This is a genomic window from Massilia polaris, from assembly GCF_012927275.1.
Lineage (GTDB): Bacteria > Pseudomonadota > Gammaproteobacteria > Burkholderiales > Burkholderiaceae_D > Telluria_A > Telluria_A polaris.
Window position 1 is genome coordinate 121945 of the sequence record NZ_JABBGG010000007.1, and the last position, 23814, is coordinate 145758.

The following is a 23814-nucleotide window of genomic DNA, read 5'->3' on the forward strand; positions in this document are numbered from 1 at the left end:
TAAATAAGTCATGGCTGTCATCTCCCTCTCGTCGGCGCAACTCGCGTTCGGCCACGTCGCGCTGCTCGATCACGCGGAATTTTCCCTTGAAACCACGGAGCGCGTCGGACTGATCGGGCGCAACGGCACCGGCAAGTCTTCGCTGCTGAAAGTCATTTCGGGCAAGTTCAAGCTCGACGACGGCTTGCTCGTTATGCAACAGGGCATCAAGATCGCCTACGTCGAGCAGGAACCGACCTTCGATCCGGGAATGTCGGTGTTCGACGCGGTCGCCGCCGGCATGGGCGACCAGGCCGCCATGCTGGCAGAGTACGAAACGCTGACCGGCCAGTTCGGCCAGGGCGACGACGACGCCCTGATGGACCGCATGCACGACCTGCAGGTCAAGCTCGATGCGACCGACGGCTGGAGCATGCAGAACAAGGTCGATACCACGCTCGACCGCCTCAACCTGGCCGGCGCGTCGCTGATGGGCACCCTGTCCGGCGGTATGCAGAAGCGCGTGGCGCTGGCCGTCGCGCTGGTGTCCGCACCCGACGTGCTGCTGCTCGACGAGCCGACCAACCACCTCGACTTCAAGTCCATCATGTGGCTCGAAGGCCTGTTGCGCGACTTCAAGGGTTCGGTGCTGTTCATCACCCACGACCGTAGCTTCCTCGACAACGTCGCCACCCGCATCATCGAACTCGACCGCGGCAAGCTGCTGTCGTACCCGGGCAATTTCTCGGCCTACCAGACCCGCAAGGCCGAGCAGCTGGAAATCGAAGAGGTCGAAGCGGCCAAGTTCGACAAGTTCCTGGCGCAGGAAGAAGTGTGGATCCGCAAGGGCGTCAAGGCACGCCGCGTGCGCGACGAAGGCCGCGTGCGCCGCCTGGAAGCGCTGCGCCTGCAGCGCGCCGCGCGCCGCGAACAGCAGGGCCAGGTCACCCTGGCGGTCACCGCCGGCGATCGCTCCGGCAAGATCGTGGCGGAGCTGGAAAACGTCAACAAGAGCTATGGCGACAAGGTCATCGTCAGCGATTTCAGCGGCACCATCCTGCGCGGCGACAAGGTCGGCCTGATCGGCGCCAACGGCGCCGGCAAGACCACCTTGCTGAAGATGATCCTGGGCGAGGAGATGGCAGACAGCGGCAAGGTCAAGCTCGGCACCAAGCTGCAGGTCGCGTACTTCGACCAGATGCGCGCCCAGCTCAACGAAGAAGCCAACCTGATGGAAACCATCGCCCCGGGCAGCGACTGGGTCGAGATCAACGGCGCCAAAAAGCACGTGATGAGCTACCTGAACGACTTCCTGTTCGCGCCCGAGCGTGCGCGCTCGCCGGTCAAGTCGCTGTCGGGCGGCGAACGCAACCGCCTGCTGCTGGCGCGCCTGTTCGCCAAGCCGGCCAACTGCCTGGTGCTGGACGAGCCGACCAACGACCTCGACATCGACACCCTCGAGCTGCTGGAAGAACTGCTGGAAGACTACACCGGCACCGTGTTCCTGGTCAGCCACGACCGTACCTTCCTCGACAACGTGGTCACCCAGGTGATCGTCGCCGAAGGCGAGGGACGCTGGCGCGAATTCGTCGGCGGCTATACCGACTGGGAGCGGGTGAAGGCGCAGGCGCCGGCGCCAACGCCGGCAAAACTGGCGGCCAGGCCGGCTGCGACGGCCACGGCCGCTGAAGCTCCTGTTGCAAAAAAGATAAAGCTGAGCTACAAGGAACAGCGCGAGCTTGAAGAGCTGCCGCTGCTGATCGCCAGCCTCGAGGACGAGCAGAGCCAGATCACCTTGCAGCTGAATGCCCCGGACTTCTACAAGACCAATCCGGCCGACGCGCGCCGCATCAATGCGCGCTTCACCGAAATCGAAGAGAAGCTGCTGGTGGCGCTCGAACGCTGGGAGGAGATCGAGGCGCGCACGAATGGGTAAGTAACCTCAGCGAGAGCCATGCCAGAGCCACACCAGAGACCGTCCGCCGCCAGCAGCGCGGCCGGCGGCACCGCCGCCGAAGACGGACCGATGTTCAGTCGCGCCGCCCTGGCGCGGATCCTGCCTTTTATCACCTACATCTTTTTCATCCCGGTGGCCGAATTGCTCGGCCGCCTGGGATGGAATGCCCACGACTTGAGATGGCTCTACGCCGTCAAAATCAGCGCCGTCATGCTGATGCTGGTCATCTTCCGCCGCCACTACACCGAATTGCGCGGCCCACGCCTGGGAATCGGCGCGGCCATTGTGGCGCTGGTGACGGGCGCGGTGGTGCTGGTGCTATGGGTCAGCCTGAATGCGGACTGGATGATGATCGGTTCGCCCGACGGTTTCAACCCGACCACCGATGGCCGCATCGACTGGCTGATGGTGGCGGTACGCATCTTTGGCGCCGCGCTGGTGGTGCCGGTGATGGAAGAATTGTTCTGGCGCTCTTTCCTGATGCGGTGGATCGACGCGGCGGATTTTGAAAAAGTTGAGCCGGCGAAAGCCAGCCTGAAGGCATTTGTTGTCACTGTTCTGTTGTTCGGCTTTGAGCACAACCTGTGGCTGGCGGGGATCGTCGCCGGCGCCGCGTATGGCGCCTTGTACGTCCGGCACCGGACCTTGTGGTCGCCGATCCTGGCTCATGCTTTAACCAATGGACTGCTGGGCGTATGGATTGTTTATACCGGTAACTGGACTTACTGGTAGCAGGCAAGCCGGGGGTTTCAGCAGCACTATCGATAAAAAGATGGCTGATATGTTGAAACCTTTCCAGACTACCCCGTGCGCCTGCCGTGTCGTGTTGCTGGCCAGCGCCATGTGCGGCATGTCCGCATCGATGGCGGCCCCGGGCGACGAGGGATTCGACCCGCTGGCCGGGCTGGGCTACTTCCACGACGATAACCTGTTCCGCCTGCCTGGCGGGCACCCCGGCTTCGACGGCCAGCGCAGCGATTCGGCGCGCCAGGCCCATGCGGGGCTGCTGTTCAACAAGACCTGGGGCCGCCAGAAAGTTTTCGCCCAGGCCAAAATCACCAGGGTCGCGTTCGATCATTTCGACCAGCTCGACTACGACGGCAAGGATCTGCAGGCGCGCTGGAACTGGCAGCTCGGCAAGCGCTTCGAAGGCCAGCTCGGCACTAACTACGAACAGACCCTGGCGCCTTACACCGATTTTCGCAGCGACCGGCGCAACCTGCGCGAGCACCGCCGCCAGTACGTCGACGGCGCCTGGCGCTTCCACCCGGGCTGGCGCGCGCGCAGCGCCGCCTCGCGCGACAAGTACACCTACGAACTGCCGGCCCAGCGCTGCAACGACCGCACCGAGGACGCGGTCGACATCGGCGCCGACTACCTGCCGCGCAGCGGCAGCACTGTCGGTTTGGTGGCGCGCAGGATCAAGGGCAAGTACCTGAACCGGCGCCTATTTCCTGCCGGACGTGTATGTGTTCGACCTGATGCAGGCGCGCTTCGACAACGTCGGCGGGATGCCGGTGGTGGCGATCTGCGAAAGCCCGTTCATGGGCATCAACAGCATGGTCAAGCGCACCAGCGACATCGTGCTGGGCGCCCTGATCCTGCTGACGGTGCTGCCGCTGATGGCGCTGGTTGCCGTGGCCGTCAGGCTGACTTCGCCGGGACCCGTCATTTTCAGCCAGCGCCGTTATGGCCTGTACGGCGAAGAAATCATCGTCTACAAATTCGGTTCGATGACCGTGACCGACGCCGGCACTGCCATCGAGCAGGCCCGCAAGGACGACCCGCGCATGACGCCGATCGGCGCCTTCCTGCGCCGCAGTTCGCTCGATGAGTTGCCCCAGTTCATCAACGTGCTGCAGGGGCGCATGAGCATCGTCGGACCGCGCCCGCACGCGGTCGCGCACAACGAGCAGTACCGCAAACTGATCAAGGGCTACATGCTGCGCTACAAGGTCAAGCCGGCATTACCGGCTGGGCCCAGGTCAACGGCATGCGCGGCGAAACGGAAGTGCTGGAAAAGACGGAGGCGCGCGTCCAGTACGACCTCGACTACCTGCGCAACTGGTCGCTGTGGCTTGACCTGTGGATCATCCTGAAGACAGTCAAGGTCGTGATCTCGCGTCAGAACGCGTACTAAAAAGTTCCCGCTAACGGATGTTTGTTCAACCCTGCGTAAGCAGTCTAAGCACAATTGGAGGTGCGCTTGAATTTGGAGTTTTCGACGCGTTAGAATGGTCGGACGATTGCAATGTGTTCAACAGGGCCGTATCGCTGTAGCATGTTGAACCACTGTACATACGAGGGTGAGAAAAATAATGAAAACAGCACTGATTACCGGGGTGACCGGACAGGACGGGTCCTACCTGGCCGAGCTGCTGCTCGCCAAGGGCTACGAGGTGCACGGCATCAAGCGCCGCTCGTCGCTGTTCAATACCGGCCGCATCGACCATATCTACCAGGATCCCCATGCGCCCAACCCGAATTTCGTCCTGCATTACGGCGACCTGTCCGACACCTCGAACCTGACCCGCATCCTGCACCAGGTCCAGCCCGACGAGGTGTACAACCTGGGCGCGATGAGCCACGTGGCGGTGTCGTTCGAGTCGCCTGAATACACCGCCGACGTCGATGGCATCGGCACCTTGCGCCTGCTCGAGGCGATCCGCTTCCTGAAAATGGAAAAAACCACGCGCTTCTACCAGGCCTCGACCTCCGAGCTGTACGGGCTGGTGCAGGAAACGCCGCAGCGCGAGAGCACGCCGTTCTACCCGCGCAGCCCGTACGCGGTGGCCAAGCTGTACGCGTACTGGATCACGGTCAATTACCGCGAGGCGTATGGCATGTATGCCTGCAACGGTATCCTGTTCAACCACGAATCGCCGCGCCGCGGTGAAACTTTCGTCACGCGCAAGATCACGCGCGCGCTGGCCAATATCGCGCTGGGGCTGGAGGACAAGCTCTTCCTCGGCAACATGGAGGCGCTGCGCGACTGGGGCCATGCGCGCGATTACGTCGAGATGCAGTGGCTGATGCTGCAGCAGGACAGCCCGGAAGACTTCGTCATCGCCACCGGCCGCCAGTATTCGGTGCGCCACTTCGTCGAGGTGGCCGCGCGCGAGCTGGGCATCGACATTGAATGGAGCGGCCACGGTACTGGCGAGACGGGAACGATTGCCGCCATCCGCGGCGAACGCGCCACAGGGGCGCGCGTCGGGCAATCCATCGTCGCCGTCGACCCGCAATACTTCCGTCCGGCGGAAGTCGAAAGCCTGCTGGGCGACCCGAGCCGGGCCCGCGAAAAGCTGGGCTGGGTGCCGCGCACCACCTTCGAAGACATGGTGCAGGAAATGGTGGCGCACGACCTCGACAAGGCGCGCCGGCATGCACTGCTGACGTCGCATGGATATAACGTAGCAATTTCTCTGGAGTGAGTTTTGAATAACGAGCAACCACGCATTTTCGTCGCCGGCCATAACGGGCTGGTCGGTTCCGCCATCGTCCGCGTCCTCAAAGGGCAGGGGCTGGAGAACATCGTCACGCGCAGCCACGCCGAACTGGAGCTGACCGACCAGGCCCAGGTACGCGAGTTCTTCCGCACCGAAAGGATCGACCAGGTTTATCTGGCGGCGGCCAAGGTCGGCGGCATCCATGCCAACAATACCTATCCCGCCGAATTCATCTACGACAACATGATGGTGCAGGCCAATGTCGTGCACGAAGCGTGGAAGAGCGGGGTGCAGAAACTGCTGTTCCTTGGTTCATCCTGCATCTATCCGCGCCTGGCCGAACAGCCGATCCGCGAGGAATACCTGATGAGCGGGGCGCTGGAGCCGACCAACGAACCGTATGCGATGGCCAAGATCGCCGGCATCAAGCTGTGCGAGAGCTACAACCGCCAGTACGGCACCGATTTCCGCAGCGTCATGCCGACCAACCTGTACGGTCCGGGCGACAACTACCACCCTGAAAACAGCCATGTGATCCCGGCCCTGATCCGGCGCTTCCACGAAGCGAAGGCCGGCGCCGCGCCGGAAGTGGTGATCTGGGGCAGCGGGCGGCCGATGCGCGAGTTCCTGTACGTCGACGATATGGCCGCGGCCAGCGTGTATGTGATGCAGCTCGACCGCGCCACGTATGGCGAACACACCGACCCGATGCATTCGCATATCAACGTCGGCACCGGCCAGGACGTCACGATCGCCGAGCTCGCCAGGCTGGTCGGCAAGGTGGTGGGCTACCACGGCGATATCGTGTTCGACGTTTCCAAGCCGGACGGTACGCCGCGCAAGCTGCTCGACGTATCGAAGCTGCGCACCCTCGGCTGGAGCGCGCGCACCACCCTGGCCGATGGCCTTGGAAGCGCCTATCAGGCGTTCCTGGTTAGCCAGGCGGCGCGCTGATCTTTTGGCGCGGATTTTTGATCAGGCAATCAAACGAGGCCTATCGTGGACAACACGGACATGCCAATCCCGATGAAACACAAGACCACGCGGCGCGCGATGGGCGTTGCCGCGCTGATCCTCGCCATCCTCGCCGCGGCCCTTGCCGCCTGCGGCGACAGGCAGGCCGCCGCCAAAAAGCCGGGCCAGGCGATCGCCAGCGTGAATGGCGAGGAAATCACCACGATGCAGCTGAACGAGGAGCTGCAGCGCGCCAACGTCGCGTCGGCGAGCCAGCAGGCCGCCAGCAGGCAGCTGGTGCGCGTGCTGATCGACCGCCAGCTGCTGCAGCACGAAGCGGAAAAGGAAAAGCTCGACCGCGACCCGAAAGTGATGCAGGCGATCGAACGGGCCAGGGCGCTTATCATCGCCCAGGCCTACATGCAGAAGCACATCGGCACCCAGGCCCGGCCGACCCGCGCCGAAGTCGAGGCCTACTTCAACCAGCATCCCGAATTCTTCAGCAAGCGCAGGGCGTTCGACATGCAACAGCTGGTCATCGCGACGCGCGACTTGACGCCGGAAGTCAAAAAGGCCGCCGAGACCTCAACATCGCTGGAAGGGATGGTGCTCTGGTTCGACGCCAACAAGATCAAGTACGCGCGCAACCGGGTGGCCCGCAGCACGGCCGAGATGCCGGCGGAGCTGTCGGCCAGGCTGCTGTCGATGCGCACCGGCCAGATTTTCGCTGTGCGCGAAGGCGAGCGCAGCCTGCTGGTGGCGATCGCCGAAGTGCGCGAGGCGCCGGTGACGGTCGACGTCGCCGCCCAGCAGATCGAGCAATTCCTGGTGAACAAGAAGAACAAGGATGCCGCCGATGCCTAACTGGCGCGCCTGCGCGCCGCCGCCAGGATCGAGTACCTGAACAAGGACCTGGTGCCGGACGCGCCCGCCCCATCGGCTGCGACGGCGATGCCTGTGGCCGCCAATGCCGCCGCCACCGGCGACGCGCGACCCGTCCAGCGGCGTGCCCGGCCCGCCGGTAGTCGCCGGCGACATCAAACATGTGTGGGAACTGAACCGCCACCTGCACCTGGTTCGGCTGGCCCAGGCGTGGCGGGTCAGCGGCGACGCCGCATGGCTGGAGGTGCTGCGCGCGCAGGTGTCCGGCTGGCTGGAGCAGTGCCCGCCGATGACAGGGCCGAACTGGACCAGCTCACTCGAAATGGGTATCCGCCTGATCAACTGGTCGCTGGTATGGCAGCTGGCAGGCGGCGCCGACGGCCCCTTGTTCGCCGGCGAAGGAGGGCGGGACCTGCGCCGCGCCTGGCTTGACAGCATCTACGCGCACTGCCAGTCGATCGCGCGCCACCTGTCGCGCCATTCGTCCGCCAACAACCACCTGATCGGCGAGCTGGCCGGCCTGTACGTGGCCACGATCGCATGGCCATGCCGGGACCCGTCGGTGCGCTGGCGCGACCAGGCCGCGCGCGAACTCGAACGTGAAGCGCAGGCGCAGTTTTCAAGCGACGGCGTCAACCGCGAACAGGCGTTTGCGTACCACGTGTTCTCCAGCGAATTCCTGATCGTGGCCGCCCTCGCGGGCCAGGCCAGCGGGCGGCCGTTCTCGAGCCGGTACTGGGAAGCGCTGGAACGTGCGCTGCACTTCCTGCGCTCGGTGACGGACGCGGGCGGCCGCGTGCCGATGGTCGGCGACGCCGACGACGGCATGGTGTACCGGCTCGACCCCGAAAACCACGAGCGCGCCGCGCTGCTGCTGTCGCTTGGCGGCGCGCTGGCTGGCGACCGCGCGCCGCAAGGCGTCACCGCGCGCTGGCTGCTGCATGCCTTCCCCGGCCAGCGTCCGCGCGCCATCGAGCCCGCACAAGCGGCTGGCTGGGCCTTCCCGGATGGCGGCTACCTGCTGTTCGGCCGCGATTTTGGCGCCGCCCGCGAGATCAGGGGGCTGCTCGATTGCGGCCCGCTCGGCTACCTCGGCATCGCGGCCCATGGGCACGCCGATGCGCTGTCGCTGACCTTGTCGGTGGCCGGCGAAGAATGCCTGGTCGATCCCGGCACCTATTCGTACTGGCAGGAGAAGGAGTGGCGCGACTACTTCCGCGGCACCTCGGCCCACAACACGGTGCGCGTCGACGGCGTCGACCAGTCGGTCAGCGGCGGGCGCTTCATGTGGCTGCGCAAGGCGCGCAGCCACGTCGAGCGCATGCCGCAGTCGCCTGGCCAGTTCGATTTCCGCGGCGCCCACGATGGCTACATGCGGCTGCCCGACCCGGCGCGCCACATCCGCGAGGTGAAGTTCGACGCTGCTTCGGCTACGCTGGCCGTCACCGACAAGGTCGCGGCAAGGGGCGCGCACAAGGTGGAACAATTCGGGCACTTTGCACCCGGTCTTGCGGTCACACGCAATGACGGTGGCGTCCACGTACGCGGCAAAGCTTTCGAGATGCAGGTGGAAGTGGCCGGGGCGGGGGCCATCATCGAACTGCTGCGAGGGCAGCAAGATCCGCCGCTTGGATGGTATTCGCGCAGCTACGAATCGAAGCAGCCGTGCGACGTAGTAAAAATTACAACAAAATCGAACGGCGCGCCGTTAGAATGCCAGTTTACAATATCATTTTCCTAATGTTTGCCTGAAGGTTAGCTATGCCAACAATTTACCTGGTCGCGGGCGCCCGTCCGAACTTCATGAAGATTGCCCCGATCGTCCGCGCATTCCAGGCGCAGCAGGCGCTGTCCTTCAAGATCATCCATACCGGACAGCACTACGACCGCGACATGAACGACGTGTTCTTCGAAGAGCTGGGCATCCCGCAGCCGGACGTGTTCATGGCGGCCGGCGGCGGCAGCCACGCGCAGCAGACCGCCAAGATCATGGTTGGTTTCGAGGAGCTGTGCATGGCCGAGCGCCCCGACGCCGTGCTGGTGGTCGGCGACGTCAATTCGACGCTGGCCTGCTCGATCGTCGCCAAGAAGCTCAACATCCCGGTGGCGCACGTCGAAGCGGGCCTGCGCAGCGGCGACATGTCGATGCCCGAGGAGATCAACCGCCTCGTTACCGACAGCATCTCGGACTGGTTCTTCGTCACCGAGCCGGCCGCGCTGGAACACCTGAAGCGCGAAGGCAAGCCTGATTCGGCGGTCCACTACGTCGGCCACGTGATGGTCGATAACGTCCTGTTCCAGGCCGATAAGCTGACCCGCGCCGACACCAGCGGTTTCGAGACCGCCGCCTTCAAGGCCGCGCGCATCGAAGCGAAGCAGCGCTACGGCGTGGTCACCTTGCACCGCCCGAGCAATGTCGACGACGCCGAGAACTTTGCCCGCATCGGCGGCGCACTGCGCGAGATTTCGAACGAGCTGCCGCTGATCTTCCCGGTCCACCCGCGCACCCGCGCCAACCTGGACAAGTTCGGCATCGACCTCGGCCCGAATATCACGCTGGCCGGCCCGCAGGCCTACATGGCCTTCCTCAACCTGTGGAAGGACGCGGCGGTCGTGCTGACCGACAGCGGCGGCCTGCAGGAAGAAACCACCGCGCTGGGCGTGCCGTGCGTGACGATCCGCGAAAACACCGAGCGTCCGGTCACGGTCGACGAAGGCTCGAACGTCCTGGCCGGCACCGACCCGGACAAGATCATGGCCGAAGCGCGCAAGGTCCTGCGCGGCGAGGGCAAGACCGGGCGCCGCCCGCACCTGTGGGACGGCAAGGCGGCCGAGCGCATCGTCGAGATTTTGGGAAGATATATTTCATGAACGCGCGCATGACGTTGATGGGGTGCCAGGTCGATAACCTGACGATGGAAGAGACGCTTGGCAAGGTCGAAGGTTTCATCCAGTCAGGACGGCCGCACCAGACTTTTGCCGACGTAACTCACAAGGACACAGCATGAAAATTCTCGTTACAGGCGGCATGGGCTACATCGGTTCCCATACCTTCGTCGAACTGCTCAAGGCCGGCCATGAAGTGGTCGTGTACGACAACCTCTCCAACAGCACCACCGCCGTCGGCGACCGGGTCGCCCGGATCACCGGCAAGAAGATGGCCTTCATCGAAGGCGACATCCGCGACCGCGCGGCGATGGAGGCGGCGTTCGCAGCCAGTCCGATCGACGCGGTGATCCACTTCGCCGGCCTGAAGGCGGTCGGCGAATCGGTGGCGCAGCCGCTGCGCTACTACGACAACAATGTCTACGGCAGCCTGGTGCTGTTCGAGTCGATGGCCAAATTCGGCGTGAAGATGGTGGTGTTCTCGTCGTCGGCCACCGTGTATGGCGACCCTGCCAGCGTGCCGATCGTCGAAGACTTTCCGCTGCACGCCACCAATCCTTACGGCCGCAGCAAGCTGATGATCGAAGAGATGCTGCGCGACCTGGCGCTGTCCGACCCGAGCTGGCGCATCGCGCTGCTGCGCTATTTCAACCCGGTCGGCGCGCATGAAAGCGGGCTGATCGGTGAAGAGCCGAACGGCATCCCGAACAACCTGCTGCCTTACATCGCCCAGGTCGCCGACGGCCGCCGCGAATTCCTGTCGGTCTACGGCGGCGATTATCCGACCCCTGACGGCACCGGCATGCGCGACTACATCCACGTTGTCGATCTGGCCATTGGCCATGTAAAAACGCTCAACAAGCTGGCGACAGGTCCTGGCGTTGTTACGTACAATTTGGGGACTGGACGCGGCAACACCGTGCTGGAAATGGTACGCGCCTTCGAACAGGCTTGCGGCAAGCCGATTCCGTACAAAATCGTTGACCGACGCCCTGGCGACATCGCCAAATGCTATGCCGATCCGGTTCGCGCGCAAACCGAGCTCGGGTGGAAGGCCGAACGCGATGTCGCACAAATGTGCGCCGATGCATGGCGATATCAGTCAACGCCGAAGTAACAACGAGGATGCACCGATGAAAGCGATGATTCTGGCTGCGGGCAAGGGAACACGCGTACGTCCGCTTACTTACGATCTGCCGAAACCTATGATTCCGCTGCTGGGCAAGCCGGTCATGGCTTACCTGGTCGAACACCTCGCCAAGCACGGCGTCACTGAAATCATGGTCAACGTCAGCTACCTGCACGACAAGATCGAGGAATACTTCGGCGAAGGGCACCAGTTCGGCGTCCAAATCGGCTACTCGTTCGAAGGCTATACCAACGATAAAGGCGAAGTCGTGCCGCAGCCGATCGGATCGGCCGGCGGCATGAAGAAGATCCAGGAGTTCGGCGGCTTCTTCGATGAAACCACGATCGTCCTGTGCGGCGACGCGCTGATCGACCTCGACCTCAAGTCGGCGCTGTTCGAACACCGCCGCCAGGGTGCGCTGGCGTCCGTCATCACGCGCGAAGTCCCGCGCGACAAGGTTTCCAGCTACGGCGTGGTGGTCACCGACAAGGAAGGGCGCATCACCCAGTTCCAGGAAAAGCCGTCCAGGGAGCAGGCGCTGTCGAACTTCATCAGCACCGGCATCTACATCTTCGAACCCGAAGTCATCGACCTGATTCCGTCGGGCCGGCCGGTCGACATCGGCTCAGAGCTGTTCCCGCTGATGGCCGAACGCGGCCTGCCGTTCTACGCGCAGAAGCGTCCGTTCAACTGGCTCGACATCGGCAGCGTGACCGATTACTGGGAAGTGCTGCAGGACGTGCTGAAGGGCGAAGTGGCCCACATGGTCGTGCCCGGCATCCAGGTCAAGGATGGCGTCTGGGTAGGGCTGAACACCAGCATCGACTGGAACGGCACCGTGATCAAGGGGCCGGTCTACATCGGCTCGGGCTGCCTGATCGAATCGGGCGTGACCATCATCGGCCCTTCCTGGATCGGGCATGGCAGCCACATCTGCGAAGGCGCGGAAATCGTGCGCAGCGTCTTGTTTGAATATACAAGGGTGTTGCACGATGTAACTCTGCATGAAATGATAGTATTTAAGGATTATAGTGTCGACCGCCAAGGCGAGATGAAGCACAGTACCGAATACTCGTCCGAAGAGTGGGTGAATGCGCGCGACCGGCGCCAGCATCGCCGCACCGAGGGCGACATGATTTACGCAAAATAAGATAAGGAAGCCCATGAAAATTTATCCAGTCATCCTCTCCGGCGGCGCCGGCACCCGTTTGTGGCCGTTGTCGCGCGCAGTGCTGCCAAAGCAGCTGCTGCCACTGGTAACGGACCGCACGATGCTGCAAGAGACAGCACTGCGGGTCGGGGACTGGCCTGAACTGATGGCGCCGCTGGTTGTCTGCGGCAACGACCATCGCTTCATGGTGGCAGAACAGATGCGCGAAATCGGCGTCACGCCGCTTGGGATCCTGCTGGAACCGGCGGGCCGCAACACCGCGCCGGCAGTCGCTGCCGCCGCCAATTACCTGATGGCAATCGATCCCGACGCGGTCATGCTGGTGCTGCCGGCCGACCACGTCATCAAGGACAAGAAAGCCTTCGCCAGCGCGGTTGCCCGCGCCGCCAGCACGGTGCGCGATGGCGCGCTGGCCACCTTCGGCATCGTGCCGACGGCGCCGGAAACCGGCTACGGCTACATTTGCCGCGGCAGCGCCACCGGCGTTGAGGACTGCTACAAGGTCGACCGCTTTGTCGAAAAGCCGGACAGCGCCACCGCCGAAGGCTTCGTCGCCGATGGCGGCTACTACTGGAACAGCGGCATGTTCCTGTTCCGCGCCCAGACCTACCTGCGCGAACTGGAACAGTTCAAGCCGGACATCGCCGCCGCCGCCGAAGCGGCGGTGCGCCTCGGCTACCGCGACCTCGATTTCTGCCGCCTGGACGAAGCCGCGTTTTCCGGCAGCCCGTCCGATTCGATCGACTATGCGGTGATGGAACGCACCTCGCATGCGGTCGTGGTGCCGGCCGATATCGGCTGGAGCGACGTCGGCTCATGGTCCGCGCTGTGGGAAGTCCAGGAAGGCGACGCCGACGGCAACGTGCAGCGCGGCGACGTCTACCTCGACGGCGTGTCCAACTCGCTGGTGCGCGCCGAAAGCCGCATTGTCGCCGTGGTCGGCGTGTCCGACCTGGTCGTGGTCGAGACGCCGGATGCGGTACTGGTCGCGCACAAGAGCCAGGTCCAGCGCGTCAAGCAGATCGTCGAGCACCTGAAGTCGAAGGAACGCACCGAACACCTGCACCACACCAAGGTCTACCGTCCGTGGGGCTATTACGAAGGCATCGACGCGGGCGACCGCTTCCAGGTCAAGCGCATTTGCGTCAAGCCGGGCGAAAAACTGTCGCTGCAGATGCACCACCACCGTGCCGAGCACTGGGTGGTCGTCAGCGGCACCGCGCGCGTTACCTGTGGCGAAAAGGTCAGCCTGCTGGCCGAGAACGAGTCGACCTACATCCCGATCGGCATGAACCACCGCCTGGAAAACCCAGGCAAGGTGCCGCTCCACATCATCGAGGTCCAGTCGGGCAGCTATCTCGGCGAGGACGATATCGTGCGCTTCGAGGACATTTACAAACGCGCATAAGCGGCAACATGGAGGCTCCGGCCTCCTTTTTTTTGCCTGGGAATTTGAGCTGCGCGCAGCGGGTGCGTGAGCGCACAAACCTTCCAGGCCACTGTGTTAGGTTTCAATGATCACGCATCTTTTTAAAAGGATGATGACATGAAGAACCTGAAAATCGCGGCAGCCGCCTTGCTGCCGGCCTGGATCGTGCCCGCGCAGGCCGGCGCGATCCGCGGCGGCAGCGCGCTGCTCGACACCGGCGGCCACGCCCAGCTCGAACGCTGGCTGGGGCAGGGGACCTTCGACCTGTCCAAGGTGTACACGCGCAAGGACGGCGACAGCTCGGTTAATTTTCACGCCGCCGCCGACGGACGCGGTCCGACCTTCACCCTGGCACAGGTGACCAACGACACCGGCCGGAGCTTTCTTGTCGGCGGTTTCAATCCGCAGCACTGGTCGTCCACCGACGGCTGGCACAACACCCCGTTCGATTCGCGCCGCACCGGCTTCATCTTCAACATGACCGAGCCGGCGCTGTACCGGCAGCTGCCGTCAGGCTATGTGCTGCCCAGCCAGGGTGAACACCAGACCTTCAATGGCGCCGGCTTCGGTCCGACTTTCGGCACCGGCCACGACCTGTTCGTGAACACCTCGCTGGGGGTGGCGTTCTCGTGGCAGGTCACCTACGGCAAGCCGCTCGATTCCGGCCTGTCGATCATCGACCGCTCGCTCGGCGGCCAGTTCGTGCAGGTGGATGCCCTGGAAGTGTTCACGCTGTCGCCGATTCCCGAGCCTGCCACCTGGGCAATGCTGCTGGGCGGGCTCGCGCTGCTGGGTGGCGCGGCGCGCCGCGGCAGGTTCATACATTAAGTATGAACAGCACGACCCTGCTGGCACGCCACCTCATGCGGCGCAACCTGCTGTCGCGCCGGCGCGCGGCGGGGTTGCTGGCGCGCGAACGCCTGTCGCCCGACGGCCTTCGCGACCGCCAGCAAGCGCTGCTGCGCGCGACGCTGGACGCCGCGCGGCGCAAGCTTCCGTACTACGCAAGCGCGCCTGAAGCGCCTGCCGGCGTCGACATGCATGCATGGCTGGGCGAACATTTCCGCGTGGTGTCCAAGCCTGACCTGCTGGCGCGCCGCACCGAGCTGTATCCCGCAGGTGGCAGGCGCCGCCCGTGGTGGCCACTTGGCAAAACCAGCGGCACCACTGGCGCCCCGCTTGAAGTGTTCCGCAGCATCGCGTCGGTGGCGTGGGAGGAAGCCTTCAACATGCAGGCGTGGTCCTGGGCGGGTTTCCGCGGCGGCCAGGTGCAGGCCGTGTTGCGCGGCGATGACGTAGCCGCTGTCGCGCAATCGCGGCCGCCGTTCTGGTACTGGGACCGCTTCGGGCGCCAGCTGTTCATGTCGACGCGCCACCTGTTGGCCGCCAACGCCGCGCCGATGCTCGACGCCCTCAAGGCCGCGCGCCCGGCCATGCTGCGCGCCTATCCATCCTCCTGCGCCGAGCTGGCCCGCCTCGCGGACAGCATTGGATACGAGCTCAGGCTGGCGGCGGTAGTGACCGGCTCCGAACCGCTGTATCCGGTGCAACGCGAGCTGGTCGAACGTGTGTTCGGCTGCAAGGTGTTCGATTTCTACGGCATGGCGGAGCGGGTCGCCTACGCGGTCCAGTGCGAGCACGGGCACTACCACATTAATCCGGAATATTCGGTGGTCGAGATTCTCGACGACCGCAGCAAGCCGACCGATGATTTCGGCTGCATCGTGGGCACCACGCTGCACAACCATGCGATGCCGCTGGTGCGCTACCGCATCGCTGACCGCGCGCGCTGGATTCCCGGTCCATGCGCATGCGGGCGCGGCTATCCGCGCATCGAACTGTCGTCGGGGAAGGTAGAAGACCAGCTGTTCGACCGCGAAGGCGCGCCTGTCAGCGCGAGCATCATTACTTTCGCATTCAAGGGACTATCCAACATCCGCAAATCGCAGGTGGCCCAGATCGGGCCGGGCCAGTGGGAAGTGCGGCTGGTACCGGAAGCCGGCTACAGCGAAGCGGACGGCGGAGCGCTGCTGGCCAACTTCAGCAAGTACATCAGCAACAAGCTCGATGTGCGCCTGCGCATCGTCGACGACATCCCGCTGCTGCCAAGCGGGAAATACAAATGGGTGGCGCAGGAATGGCAAGAAGCCTGTTGGAAGAGTGACGCGTGGCCTACCCAGGGCCGCTTCATCGGCGCGCCCCTTTAACCACAACAGGTCGGCGGAAGAATAATGCTGCGACGCCTGTCCCGCGGCTTCACGCTGATCGAACTGCTGGTAAGCCTGGCGATCCTCGGGTTGCTGGCGTCGATGGTCATCCCGGTGACGCAGGTGAGCGTGCAGCGCAAGCAGGAACAGGAGCTGCGGCGCGCGCTGCGCGACATCCGGCAGGGGCTTGACGCCTACAAGAAGGCGTACGACGAGGGCCGCATCGCCAAGACCCTTAACGCGACCGGCTACCCGCGCACGCTGGAGATCCTGGTCGACGGCGTGCCCGACCTGCGCAGCCCGAAGCGCTCGAAAATATTCTTCCTGCGCCGGATTCCGCGCGACCCGTTCAATCCCGGCCCCGACCTGCCCGATGCCGCGACCTGGGGCAAGCGCAGCTACGCCAGCGAAGCCCTTGACCCGCGCGAAGGCGATGACGTGTACGACGTCTATTCCACCTCCGAGCGCGTCGGCCTGAACGACGTCCCTTACCGAAAATGGTAGTCCTTATGATGCGCCGCCTGCGTGCCGGCTTTACCCTGATCGAGCTGCTGGTGGTGCTCGCCATCGTCGCCTTGCTGCTGACGCTGGCGGTGCCGCGCTACCTGCCGCGCATCGACGGCGCCAGGGAGACCATCCTGGCCGATAACCTGCGCAATACGCGCGAGGTGATCGAGCAGTTCTACTCCGACACCGGACGCTATCCGGATTCGCTCGACCAATTGGTCGACAAGAAGTACCTGCGCAATGTGCCGGTCGATCCGATCACCGACAGCAGCGCAACCTGGATCGTGGTGGCGCCGGAAGACGGCGCGAAGGGCGCGGTGTACAGCATCAAGAGCGGGGCGCCGGGCAACGACCGCAGCGGCAAGCCTTACCTCGACTGGTAGCGATGGTCCGGGGCGCGCGCTGCGGCGGCTTTACCTATATCGGCCTGATCGTGCTGCTGGCGATACTCGGGCTGGTCGGCGCGGCCGGCATGAAAACCGGCTCGCTGATGCAGCGCGCGGCGGCCGAGGAAGAGCTGCTGGAAATCGGCGCCGCGTTCAGCGACGCGCTGCGCAGCTACGCGGCGGCGACGCCGCAGGGACAGCCGCAGCAGCCGCCCAATCTCGAAGCGCTTCTGAAGGATCCGCGCTTCCCCGGTGTGCGGCGCCACCTTCGCCGGATCTTCGTCGACCCGCTCACCGGCAAAGCCGAGTGGGGCGTCGTGACCGCGGGCGACAAGGCCTTCGTCACCGGGATGTACAGCCTGTCGCCAGCGAAGCCGCTCAAGGTCGGCAATTTCGACGCGCGCTTCCTCAATTTCGACAACAAGGAACGGATCTCGGACTGGAAGTTTACCGCCGCCGGGCAGGGAGTCGTGATACTCAATGCGACCGGCAGTGCGCCGCCGGTCCCCGCCGGGCCTGGAGCGCCGCCTGCAAGCGGCGCCGAGCCGCCGGAAGCGCCGCCAGCGCCCGAGGTAGCGCCGGCGGCCGACCCAGCGGCGTCGGCTGCCGAGGAAACACCCGCTGTGCGCGAACTGCCGGCTGCCGCGGAACCGGAGCCGGAAGAGGTGGTTACGCCGCCCGAGCCGCCGGCGGTCGAAAAGACCGACGAGGATGTAGAAGACCCGGCAATGCCGAAGCCGGTTGCGAAATAGCCACAGCTCTTTCCTTAAGTTAACGAAAACGCTGCGTGCAGGGTTGGAATGCCGAGTCGCCGTGCTACGATATTGACATGCATTAAACTGCAACAATACAACAATAAAAACAGCCTGAGTAGTTTGGTTGTTTTGCTAAACCCGCCTTATCGGCGGGTTTTTTTTCGCCTGTGCCGGCATATTCCTGCGCGGGCACGGCTGCACGATGTGCCAGGACTTCCTGTTCGGCAAACCGATGCGCCTCGAGGAGTTCGAGGCGCAATTCAAGATGCTTGCTTGTCGCGGCGCTTGAAATCGCCCAGCCGGAAGCCGAGCGCGAACAGCACGGCAAAATAGGCTGCCGCGCTGGCGCCGACGATGCACAGCAGGGCCAGCGCACGCAGCCAAGGCGTGGCCTGCATCGCGGCCCAGTCGAACTGTGCGGCACTGTACCAGCTCAGCGCGCCCATCACCGACACCGCGATCGCCAGCTTGAGGAAGAAGACGACCCAGCCTGCCTGCGGGACATAGATGCCGCGGCTGCGCAGGCCGGCGTACAGGAAACCGGCGTTGACGCAGGCGCCGAGGCCGATCGACAGCGCCAGGCCGGCCACCGCAAAGATCGGCACGAACACCAGGTTCATCAACTGCGTGAAGACCAGCACGCCGACGGCGATGCGCACCGGCGTGCGCACGTCCTGGCGCGCGTAGAACGCCGGCGCCAGCGTCTTGACCAGGATAATCCCGAGCAGCCCGACGCTGTAGGCCACCAGCGGCATCGCCGCATTGGTGATCGATTGCGTGGTGAACTTACCGTAGTGGAACAGGGTGGCGATCATCGGCTCGGCCAGGGTGGCCAGGCCGACTGCCGCGGGCAGGGCCAGCAGGAAAGTCAGGCGCAGGCCCCAGTTCAACAGCGACGAATACTCGGCCGTATCGCCGGTCGAGTTCGCTTTCGACAGGCTAGGCAGCAGCACCGTGCCGAGCGCGACGCCCAGCATCGCGGTCGGGAACTCCATCAGGCGGTCGGCGTAGGTGAGGGCGGACACGCTGCCGGCCGCCAGGCGCGAGGCGATACCGGTATTGATCAGCAGGCTGATCTGCGCGGCCGAGACGGCGAACACGGCCGGGCCCATCTTGCGCAGCATGCGCGATACGCCAGGGTTGCGCAGGGCGGCGATGGGGTTGAAGGAGATGCGCGGCAGCATGCCGATCTTCATCAGGGCCGGTATCTGGATGCCGACCTGCAGCAGGCCGCCCACGCAGACCGCCGCCGCCATCGCGTAGATCGGCTGCGCGAGGTAATCGACCAGCACCAGCGAAGCCAGGATGAAGGAAATATTCAGCAGCACCGGGGTGAAGGCGGGGATCTTGAACTGGCTCCAGGTGTTGAGGATGCCGCCCGCCAGCGCCACGAATGCCATGCAGGCTATATATGGGAACATCCAGCGCGTCATGACGACGGCGGCGTCGAACGCCTGCGGGTCGCCGGCCGACTGGCCCATCACCAGCATGATCAGCCAGGGCGCGGCGATGATGCCGACCAGGCTGGTAATCATGGTGGCCCAGACCAGGCAGGTGGCGACGCTGTCGGCCAGGGTCTTGGTCGCAGCCTCGCCGTGCTGGTTCTTGTACTCGGACAAAATCGGCACGAAGGCCTGAGAGAACGCGCCCTCGGCGAACAGGCGGCGCAGCAGGTTCGGCAGGCGGAAAGCGACAATAAAGGCGTCGGTATAGGCGGAGGCGCCAAAGGCGCGCGCGAACAGGCTTTCGCGCAGTAATCCGGTGACACGGGACAACATCGTCATGCTGGAGACGGCGGCCAGGGTTTTGAGCAAGTTCATGGGGCGAGATTATATCCCGGCAACACTCTGCTCCCACCCTGCACGTACACCGCAGGGAAACTTATTGTTGAATTTGGAATTGCTCTTGAACGATTATGGCGCTATAATCGAAGGCTGTACAAAATTCTGTTTCGCAGACACTAATGTTTGGCAGGCACTGGTTTGACTCACATGGTTCTTCGGCAGTTATGAAACCAGTTTGACAGACGCATATGTCCGCAAACGCAACTTTGACCCCGATTTAGGAAATTCCATGGCAAATACCGCACAGGCACGCAAGCGCGCTCGTCAAGCAGTCAAACAAAACGCTCACAATTCCGCTCAGCGTTCGACCCTGCGTACTGCAATCAAAGCAGTTCGCAAGGCTATCCAGGCTGGCGACAAAGCAGCAGCTACCACGATTTTCCAGACCTCCGTGTCGAAGATCGACAGCATCGCTGACAAGAAAATCATCCACAAGAACAAGGCAGCTCGCCACAAGAGCCGCCTGGCAGCAGCCCTGAAAGCACTGGCAGCTTAATAGCGCTAGTCGGTGGAAGGCCCGCTCGGGCCATTCCGCCAGGCTGTACCAGTTCGCTGGACAAGAGAACCCGCCTGACTTCCGTCACGCGGGTTTTTCGCTTTACCTCACTTCGGCAGGCCGCTGATGGCGCTGCCGGGCTTGACGTTTTTCTGCTTGAACCAGCCCAGGTTCATTTCCAGCGCATATTTCACCGGCCGGGTCGAGCAATGGCTGTCGAGCGTCTGCGGCTGCATGTCTTCGATGTTGACGATCTTGCCATCGGCATCGATGAAGGCGACCGACAGCGGCAGCAGGGTGTTTTTCATCCACATGCATTGCGGGGACGCCTGGTCGAACACGAACACCATGCCGTGGTTGTTCGCCATCTTCTCGCGCTGCATCAACCCCTGCTGGCGCTGCGGATCGGTCTGGGCGACTTCGGCCTGGATCAGGTGCATGCCGGCCGCCAGCTGGACGGTCGGGAAAGGGGCGGCTTGGGCGCCGGCGCCGCAGGCAACCAGCGCAAGCAGGGCGGCCACGGCCACGGGAGCGAAGTTCTTTTTCATATTTCTCGAGTTGGCTAAGGGTGCTTGATTAAGCCACGCCGGTGGTTCGCGCGTCAAGCGCGGACATGGTCAGTTACAGGTGATCCGTCGTTACCGCTTTCGCGGAACGACGCCGGTCAAGTTGATCGGACCGCGCTGGCCGGCACTTCCATCGACTCGCCCGGCATCAGAGGGTGGGTCGACAGCGAAAATGGCCCGATGCTGCTGCGGACCAGGCGCAGCGTCGGCAGCCCGACCGCGGCCGTCATCCTCCTCACCTGGCGGTTCTTGCCTTCCTGTAGCGTGATCGCGATCCAGCTGGTCGGCTTGTCCTGGCGCGCGCGGATCGGCGGATCGCGCGGCCACAGCCAGTCCGGCTCGGCGATGCGCACCGCGTGGCAGGGCTTGGTGATAAAGTCGCCCAGGTCGATCGGCGCCTGCAGCTTCTCCAGCGCGGCCGCGTCGGCCACGCCGTCCACCTGGACCAAATAGATCTTCGCTTCCTTGTGGTCCGGATGGGCGATCTGGTGCTGCAGGCGGCCGTCGTCGGTCAGCAGCATCAGGCCTTCGCTGTCGGCGTCGAGCCGCCCGGCCGGGTAGATGTTGGGCTGCTTCAGGTAGTCGGCCAGCGATTCGCGCCCGGGCTGGGGCGAAAACTGGCACAGCACCTGGAACGGTTTGTTGAATAGGATTAGGGCCATCAGGGGATATAGTTGAAATGTCAGTCCGGTTTCATCGCAGGCCGTGCCTAAAACCGTAGCGCCTAGTAAAATACCGGTGCATAATGTGAAACGCCTCTTAGGTCTTATAGAAGACCTTCGGGCCTGTACCCATAATTGTAACCAGTTTCAGTATCCAGACCTATCCATCGCGGCACCGTTCGCGAATACCGAGGAAATGCGCATGAGCAGTGATCAGACCATCATTTACACCCTGACCGACGAGGCGCCGCTGCTGGCAACCCACGCCTTCCTGCCAGTCGTCAGCACGTTCGCCAAAGCCGCCGGCATCACCGTCGAGAAGAGCGACATCTCGGTCGCGGCCCGCATCCTGGCCGCCTTCCCCGAGCGCCTCAAGCCAGAGCAGCGCGTGCAGGACTCCCTGGCCGAACTCGGCCAGTTGACCCTCACGCCGGAAGCCAACATCATCAAGCTGCCTAACATCAGCGCCTCCGTGTCGCAGCTGGAAACGGCCATCGCGGAACTGCAGGCCAAGGGCTACGACATCCCCGACTATCCGGCCGCCCCGAAGACCGACGAAGAAAAGGACATCAAGGCCAGGTACGGCAAATGCATCGGTTCGGCAGTCAACCCGGTTCTGCGTGAAGGGAACTCCGACCGCCGCGCCCCCCGCGCCGTCAAGGAATACGCCCGCAAGAACCCGCACTCGATGGCCGAATGGTCGGCAGCCTCGCGCACCCACGTCTCGCACATGACCGAAGGCGACTTCTACCACGGCGAAAAGTCGATGACGCTCAAGGGTGCGCGCGACGTCAAGATGGAACTGATCACCAACAGCGGCAAGACCATCGTGCTCAAGCAAAAGGTGGCCCTGCAGGACGGCGAGATCATCGATTCGATGTTCATGAGCCGCAAGGCCCTGCTGGCGTTCTACGCCAAGCAGATCGAAGACGCGAAGAACGCAGGCGTGATGTTCTCGCTGCACGTCAAGGCGACCATGATGAAGGTGTCGCACCCGATCGTGTTCGGCCACTGCGTGCGCATGTTCTACAAGGAAGCGTTTGAGAAGCACGGCGCCCTGTTCGACAGCCTGGGCATCAACGTCAACAACGGCATGGCCGACCTGTACAACAAGATCGCCGACCTGCCGGTGTCGCAGCGCGATGAAATTGTGCGCGACCTCCACGCCTGTCAGGAAAACCGTCCGGCGCTGGCGATGGTCGATTCGGCCAAGGGCATCACCAACTTCCATTCGCCGAACGACGTCATCGTCGACGCCTCGATGCCGGCGATGATTCGCGCCGGGGGCAAGATGTACGGTGCCGACGGCCGCCTGAAGGAAGTCAAGGCCGTGATTCCGGAGAGCACCTTCGCCCGCATTTACCAGGAGATCATCAACTTCTGCAAATGGCACGGCGCGTTCGATCCGAAAACCATGGGCACCGTGCCGAACGTGGGCCTGATGGCCCAGCAGGCCGAAGAGTATGGTTCGCACGACAAGACCTTCGAGATCGAGGAAGACGGCGTGGCCAACATCACCGACCTGGCAACGGGCGAAGTGCTGCTGTCGCAAAACGTCGAACAGGGCGACATCTGGCGCATGTGCCAGGTCAAGGACGCGCCGATCCGCGACTGGGTCAAGCTGGCCGTCGCGCGCGCGCGCAACTCCGGCATGCCGGCGGTGTTCTGGCTCGACCCTTACCGTCCGCATGAAAACGAGCTGATCACGAAAGTCAGGACCTACCTGAAGGACCACGACACGAGCGGCCTGGACATCCAGATCATGTCGCAAGTACGCGCGATGCGTTACACGCTCGAGCGCCTGAAGCGCGGCCTGGACACCATTTCGGTCACCGGCAACATCCTGCGCGATTACCTGACCGACCTGTTCCCGATCCTGGAACTGGGCACCAGCGCCAAGATGCTGTCGATCGTTCCGCTGATGGCCGGTGGCGGCATGTACGAAACCGGTGCGGGCGGTTCGGCGCCGAAGCACGTGCAGCAGCTGGTGGAAGAAAACCACCTGCGCTGGGATTCGCTGGGCGAGTTCCTGGCGCTTGCCGTGTCCTTCGAAGACCTCGGCCTCAAGACCGGCAACGCCAAGGCCAAGCTGTTAGCCAGCACGCTCGACGCCGCCACCGGCAAGTTGCTGGACAACCGCAAGTCGCCGTCGCCGAAAACCGGCGAACTCGACAACCGCGGCAGCCAGTTCTACCTGTCGCTGTACTGGGCGCAGGAACTGGCCGCGCAAACCGACGACACCGAACTGGCCGCGCATTTCGCGCCGTTGGCCAAGTCGTTGGCGGAGAACGAAGCGAAGATCGTGGCCGAGTTGCTGGCCGTGCAGGGCAAGCCGGTCGATGTGGGCGGCTACTACAAGCTGGACGAGGCGAAAGTGTCCGCAGCCATGCGTCCTAGCGCCACCTTCAACGGCGCGCTCGCAACAGTGGCGTAATTTCCGCCCTGGCGCCTTGACGGCCGAACAGAACCCGCCCGGCCAGGATGGCCGCGGCGGGTTTTTTTACGCGCGCTTCAGGTTTTTACTTTTGAGTGATGAGTGGTGCATAATGCAAGAC

22 protein-coding genes and 1 pseudogene are annotated in these 23814 nt (G+C 63.7%); 19 read left to right on the forward strand and 4 right to left on the reverse strand.

The annotated features are described in order from the left end of the window. Positions 1-10 precede the first annotated feature (10 nt). The 17 genes and pseudogenes from HHL21_RS13655 to HHL21_RS13730 all read left to right on the forward strand — a co-directional run bounded on the left by HHL21_RS13655 (position 11) and on the right by HHL21_RS13730 (position 17688). Positions 11-1915 carry an ATP-binding cassette domain-containing protein gene (locus HHL21_RS13655; protein WP_169466747.1) on the forward strand — a complete coding sequence of 635 codons (1905 nt, stop codon included), beginning with the start codon at positions 11-13 and terminating at the stop codon, positions 1913-1915. Between the two features lie 18 nt (positions 1916-1933). Next, complete coding sequence (locus tag HHL21_RS13660; protein WP_229496404.1) at positions 1934-2668, forward strand: CAAX prenyl protease-related protein; 735 nt, start codon at positions 1934-1936, stop codon at positions 2666-2668. 716 nt (positions 2669-3384) lie between these two features. Then, positions 3385-4076: pseudogene (locus tag HHL21_RS13665) on the forward strand (exopolysaccharide biosynthesis polyprenyl glycosylphosphotransferase); the annotation flags it as partial. A gap of 178 nt (positions 4077-4254) precedes the next feature. Next, on the forward strand, positions 4255-5370 hold the full coding sequence (gmd, locus tag HHL21_RS13670) for a GDP-mannose 4,6-dehydratase (RefSeq protein WP_206085780.1): 1116 nt from the start codon (positions 4255-4257) through the stop codon (positions 5368-5370). A gap of 3 nt (positions 5371-5373) precedes the next feature. Beyond that, positions 5374-6339: a GDP-L-fucose synthase gene (gene fcl, locus HHL21_RS13675; RefSeq protein WP_169466749.1), complete on the forward strand. Its 966-nt coding sequence runs from the start codon at positions 5374-5376 to the stop codon at positions 6337-6339. A 45-nt stretch (positions 6340-6384) separates the two neighbouring features. Then, a complete protein-coding gene (locus tag HHL21_RS21715; protein WP_370659726.1) occupies positions 6385-7203 on the forward strand; it encodes an EpsD family peptidyl-prolyl cis-trans isomerase in 819 nt (272 codons plus the stop codon). Between the two features lie 103 nt (positions 7204-7306). Next, positions 7307-8962: a heparinase II/III family protein gene (locus HHL21_RS21720; RefSeq protein ID WP_229496406.1), complete on the forward strand. Its 1656-nt coding sequence runs from the start codon at positions 7307-7309 to the stop codon at positions 8960-8962. Between the two features lie 20 nt (positions 8963-8982). Next, positions 8983-10092 (forward strand): non-hydrolyzing UDP-N-acetylglucosamine 2-epimerase, encoded by a 1110-nt coding sequence (wecB, locus tag HHL21_RS13685; protein ID WP_169466751.1) that lies wholly within the window; start codon positions 8983-8985, stop codon positions 10090-10092. 8 nt (positions 10093-10100) lie between these two features. Continuing rightward, positions 10101-10229: a hypothetical protein gene (locus tag HHL21_RS21940; protein ID WP_267874079.1), complete on the forward strand. Its 129-nt coding sequence runs from the start codon at positions 10101-10103 to the stop codon at positions 10227-10229. Further along, positions 10226-11224: a UDP-glucose 4-epimerase GalE gene (gene galE, locus HHL21_RS13695; protein ID WP_169466753.1), complete on the forward strand. Its 999-nt coding sequence runs from the start codon at positions 10226-10228 to the stop codon at positions 11222-11224. The genes HHL21_RS21940 and galE overlap by 4 nt, the downstream gene beginning before the upstream one ends. A 16-nt stretch (positions 11225-11240) precedes the next feature. Next, positions 11241-12386 (forward strand): nucleotidyltransferase family protein, encoded by a 1146-nt coding sequence (locus tag HHL21_RS13700; protein WP_169466755.1) that lies wholly within the window; start codon positions 11241-11243, stop codon positions 12384-12386. Between the two features lie 13 nt (positions 12387-12399). Further along, positions 12400-13815 (forward strand): mannose-1-phosphate guanylyltransferase/mannose-6-phosphate isomerase, encoded by a 1416-nt coding sequence (locus tag HHL21_RS13705; protein ID WP_169466756.1) that lies wholly within the window; start codon positions 12400-12402, stop codon positions 13813-13815. 138 nt (positions 13816-13953) lie between these two features. Beyond that, positions 13954-14664 (forward strand): PEP_CTERM-anchored TLD domain-containing protein, encoded by a 711-nt coding sequence (locus tag HHL21_RS13710; protein WP_169466758.1) that lies wholly within the window; start codon positions 13954-13956, stop codon positions 14662-14664. 2 nt (positions 14665-14666) lie between these two features. Next, complete coding sequence (locus tag HHL21_RS13715; protein WP_169466760.1) at positions 14667-16043, forward strand: phenylacetate--CoA ligase family protein; 1377 nt, start codon at positions 14667-14669, stop codon at positions 16041-16043. A 24-nt stretch (positions 16044-16067) separates the two neighbouring features. Beyond that, positions 16068-16547, forward strand: a complete 480-nt coding sequence (locus tag HHL21_RS13720) for a type II secretion system protein (RefSeq protein ID WP_169466762.1) — start codon at positions 16068-16070, stop codon at positions 16545-16547. A 5-nt stretch (positions 16548-16552) separates the two neighbouring features. Beyond that, complete coding sequence (locus HHL21_RS13725; RefSeq protein ID WP_229496408.1) at positions 16553-16933, forward strand: type II secretion system protein; 381 nt, start codon at positions 16553-16555, stop codon at positions 16931-16933. A gap of 2 nt (positions 16934-16935) precedes the next feature. Next, complete coding sequence (locus HHL21_RS13730) at positions 16936-17688, forward strand: type II secretion system protein (RefSeq protein WP_169466766.1); 753 nt, start codon at positions 16936-16938, stop codon at positions 17686-17688. 82 nt (positions 17689-17770) lie between these two features. Here the strand turns inward: HHL21_RS13730 and HHL21_RS13735 are convergent, their stop codons facing one another. Further along, positions 17771-17950 carry a hypothetical protein gene (locus HHL21_RS13735; RefSeq protein WP_169466769.1) on the reverse strand — a complete coding sequence of 60 codons (180 nt, stop codon included), beginning with the start codon at positions 17948-17950 and terminating at the stop codon, positions 17771-17773. A gap of 1 nt (position 17951) precedes the next feature. Further along, the gene (murJ, locus tag HHL21_RS13740; RefSeq protein WP_169466771.1) at positions 17952-19511 is read right to left on the reverse strand and encodes a murein biosynthesis integral membrane protein MurJ; all 1560 of its coding nucleotides are present in this window, start codon (positions 19509-19511) and stop codon (positions 17952-17954) included. A 253-nt stretch (positions 19512-19764) separates the two neighbouring features. On the opposite strand from murJ, the gene rpsT reads away from it, so the two are divergent. Further along, positions 19765-20031 carry a 30S ribosomal protein S20 gene (rpsT, locus tag HHL21_RS13745; protein WP_131422548.1) on the forward strand — a complete coding sequence of 89 codons (267 nt, stop codon included), beginning with the start codon at positions 19765-19767 and terminating at the stop codon, positions 20029-20031. 107 nt (positions 20032-20138) lie between these two features. On the opposite strand, the gene HHL21_RS13750 is transcribed toward rpsT, so the two are convergent. Then, the gene (locus tag HHL21_RS13750; protein ID WP_169466773.1) at positions 20139-20579 is read right to left on the reverse strand and encodes a DUF192 domain-containing protein; all 441 of its coding nucleotides are present in this window, start codon (positions 20577-20579) and stop codon (positions 20139-20141) included. Between the two features lie 116 nt (positions 20580-20695). Further along, positions 20696-21259, reverse strand: coding sequence for a pseudouridine synthase (locus HHL21_RS13755; RefSeq protein WP_169466775.1), 564 nt, complete (start codon positions 21257-21259; stop codon positions 20696-20698). 202 nt (positions 21260-21461) lie between these two features. On the opposite strand from HHL21_RS13755, the gene HHL21_RS13760 reads away from it, so the two are divergent. Then, complete coding sequence (locus tag HHL21_RS13760; protein WP_169466776.1) at positions 21462-23693, forward strand: NADP-dependent isocitrate dehydrogenase; 2232 nt, start codon at positions 21462-21464, stop codon at positions 23691-23693. Positions 23694-23814 lie beyond the last annotated feature (121 nt).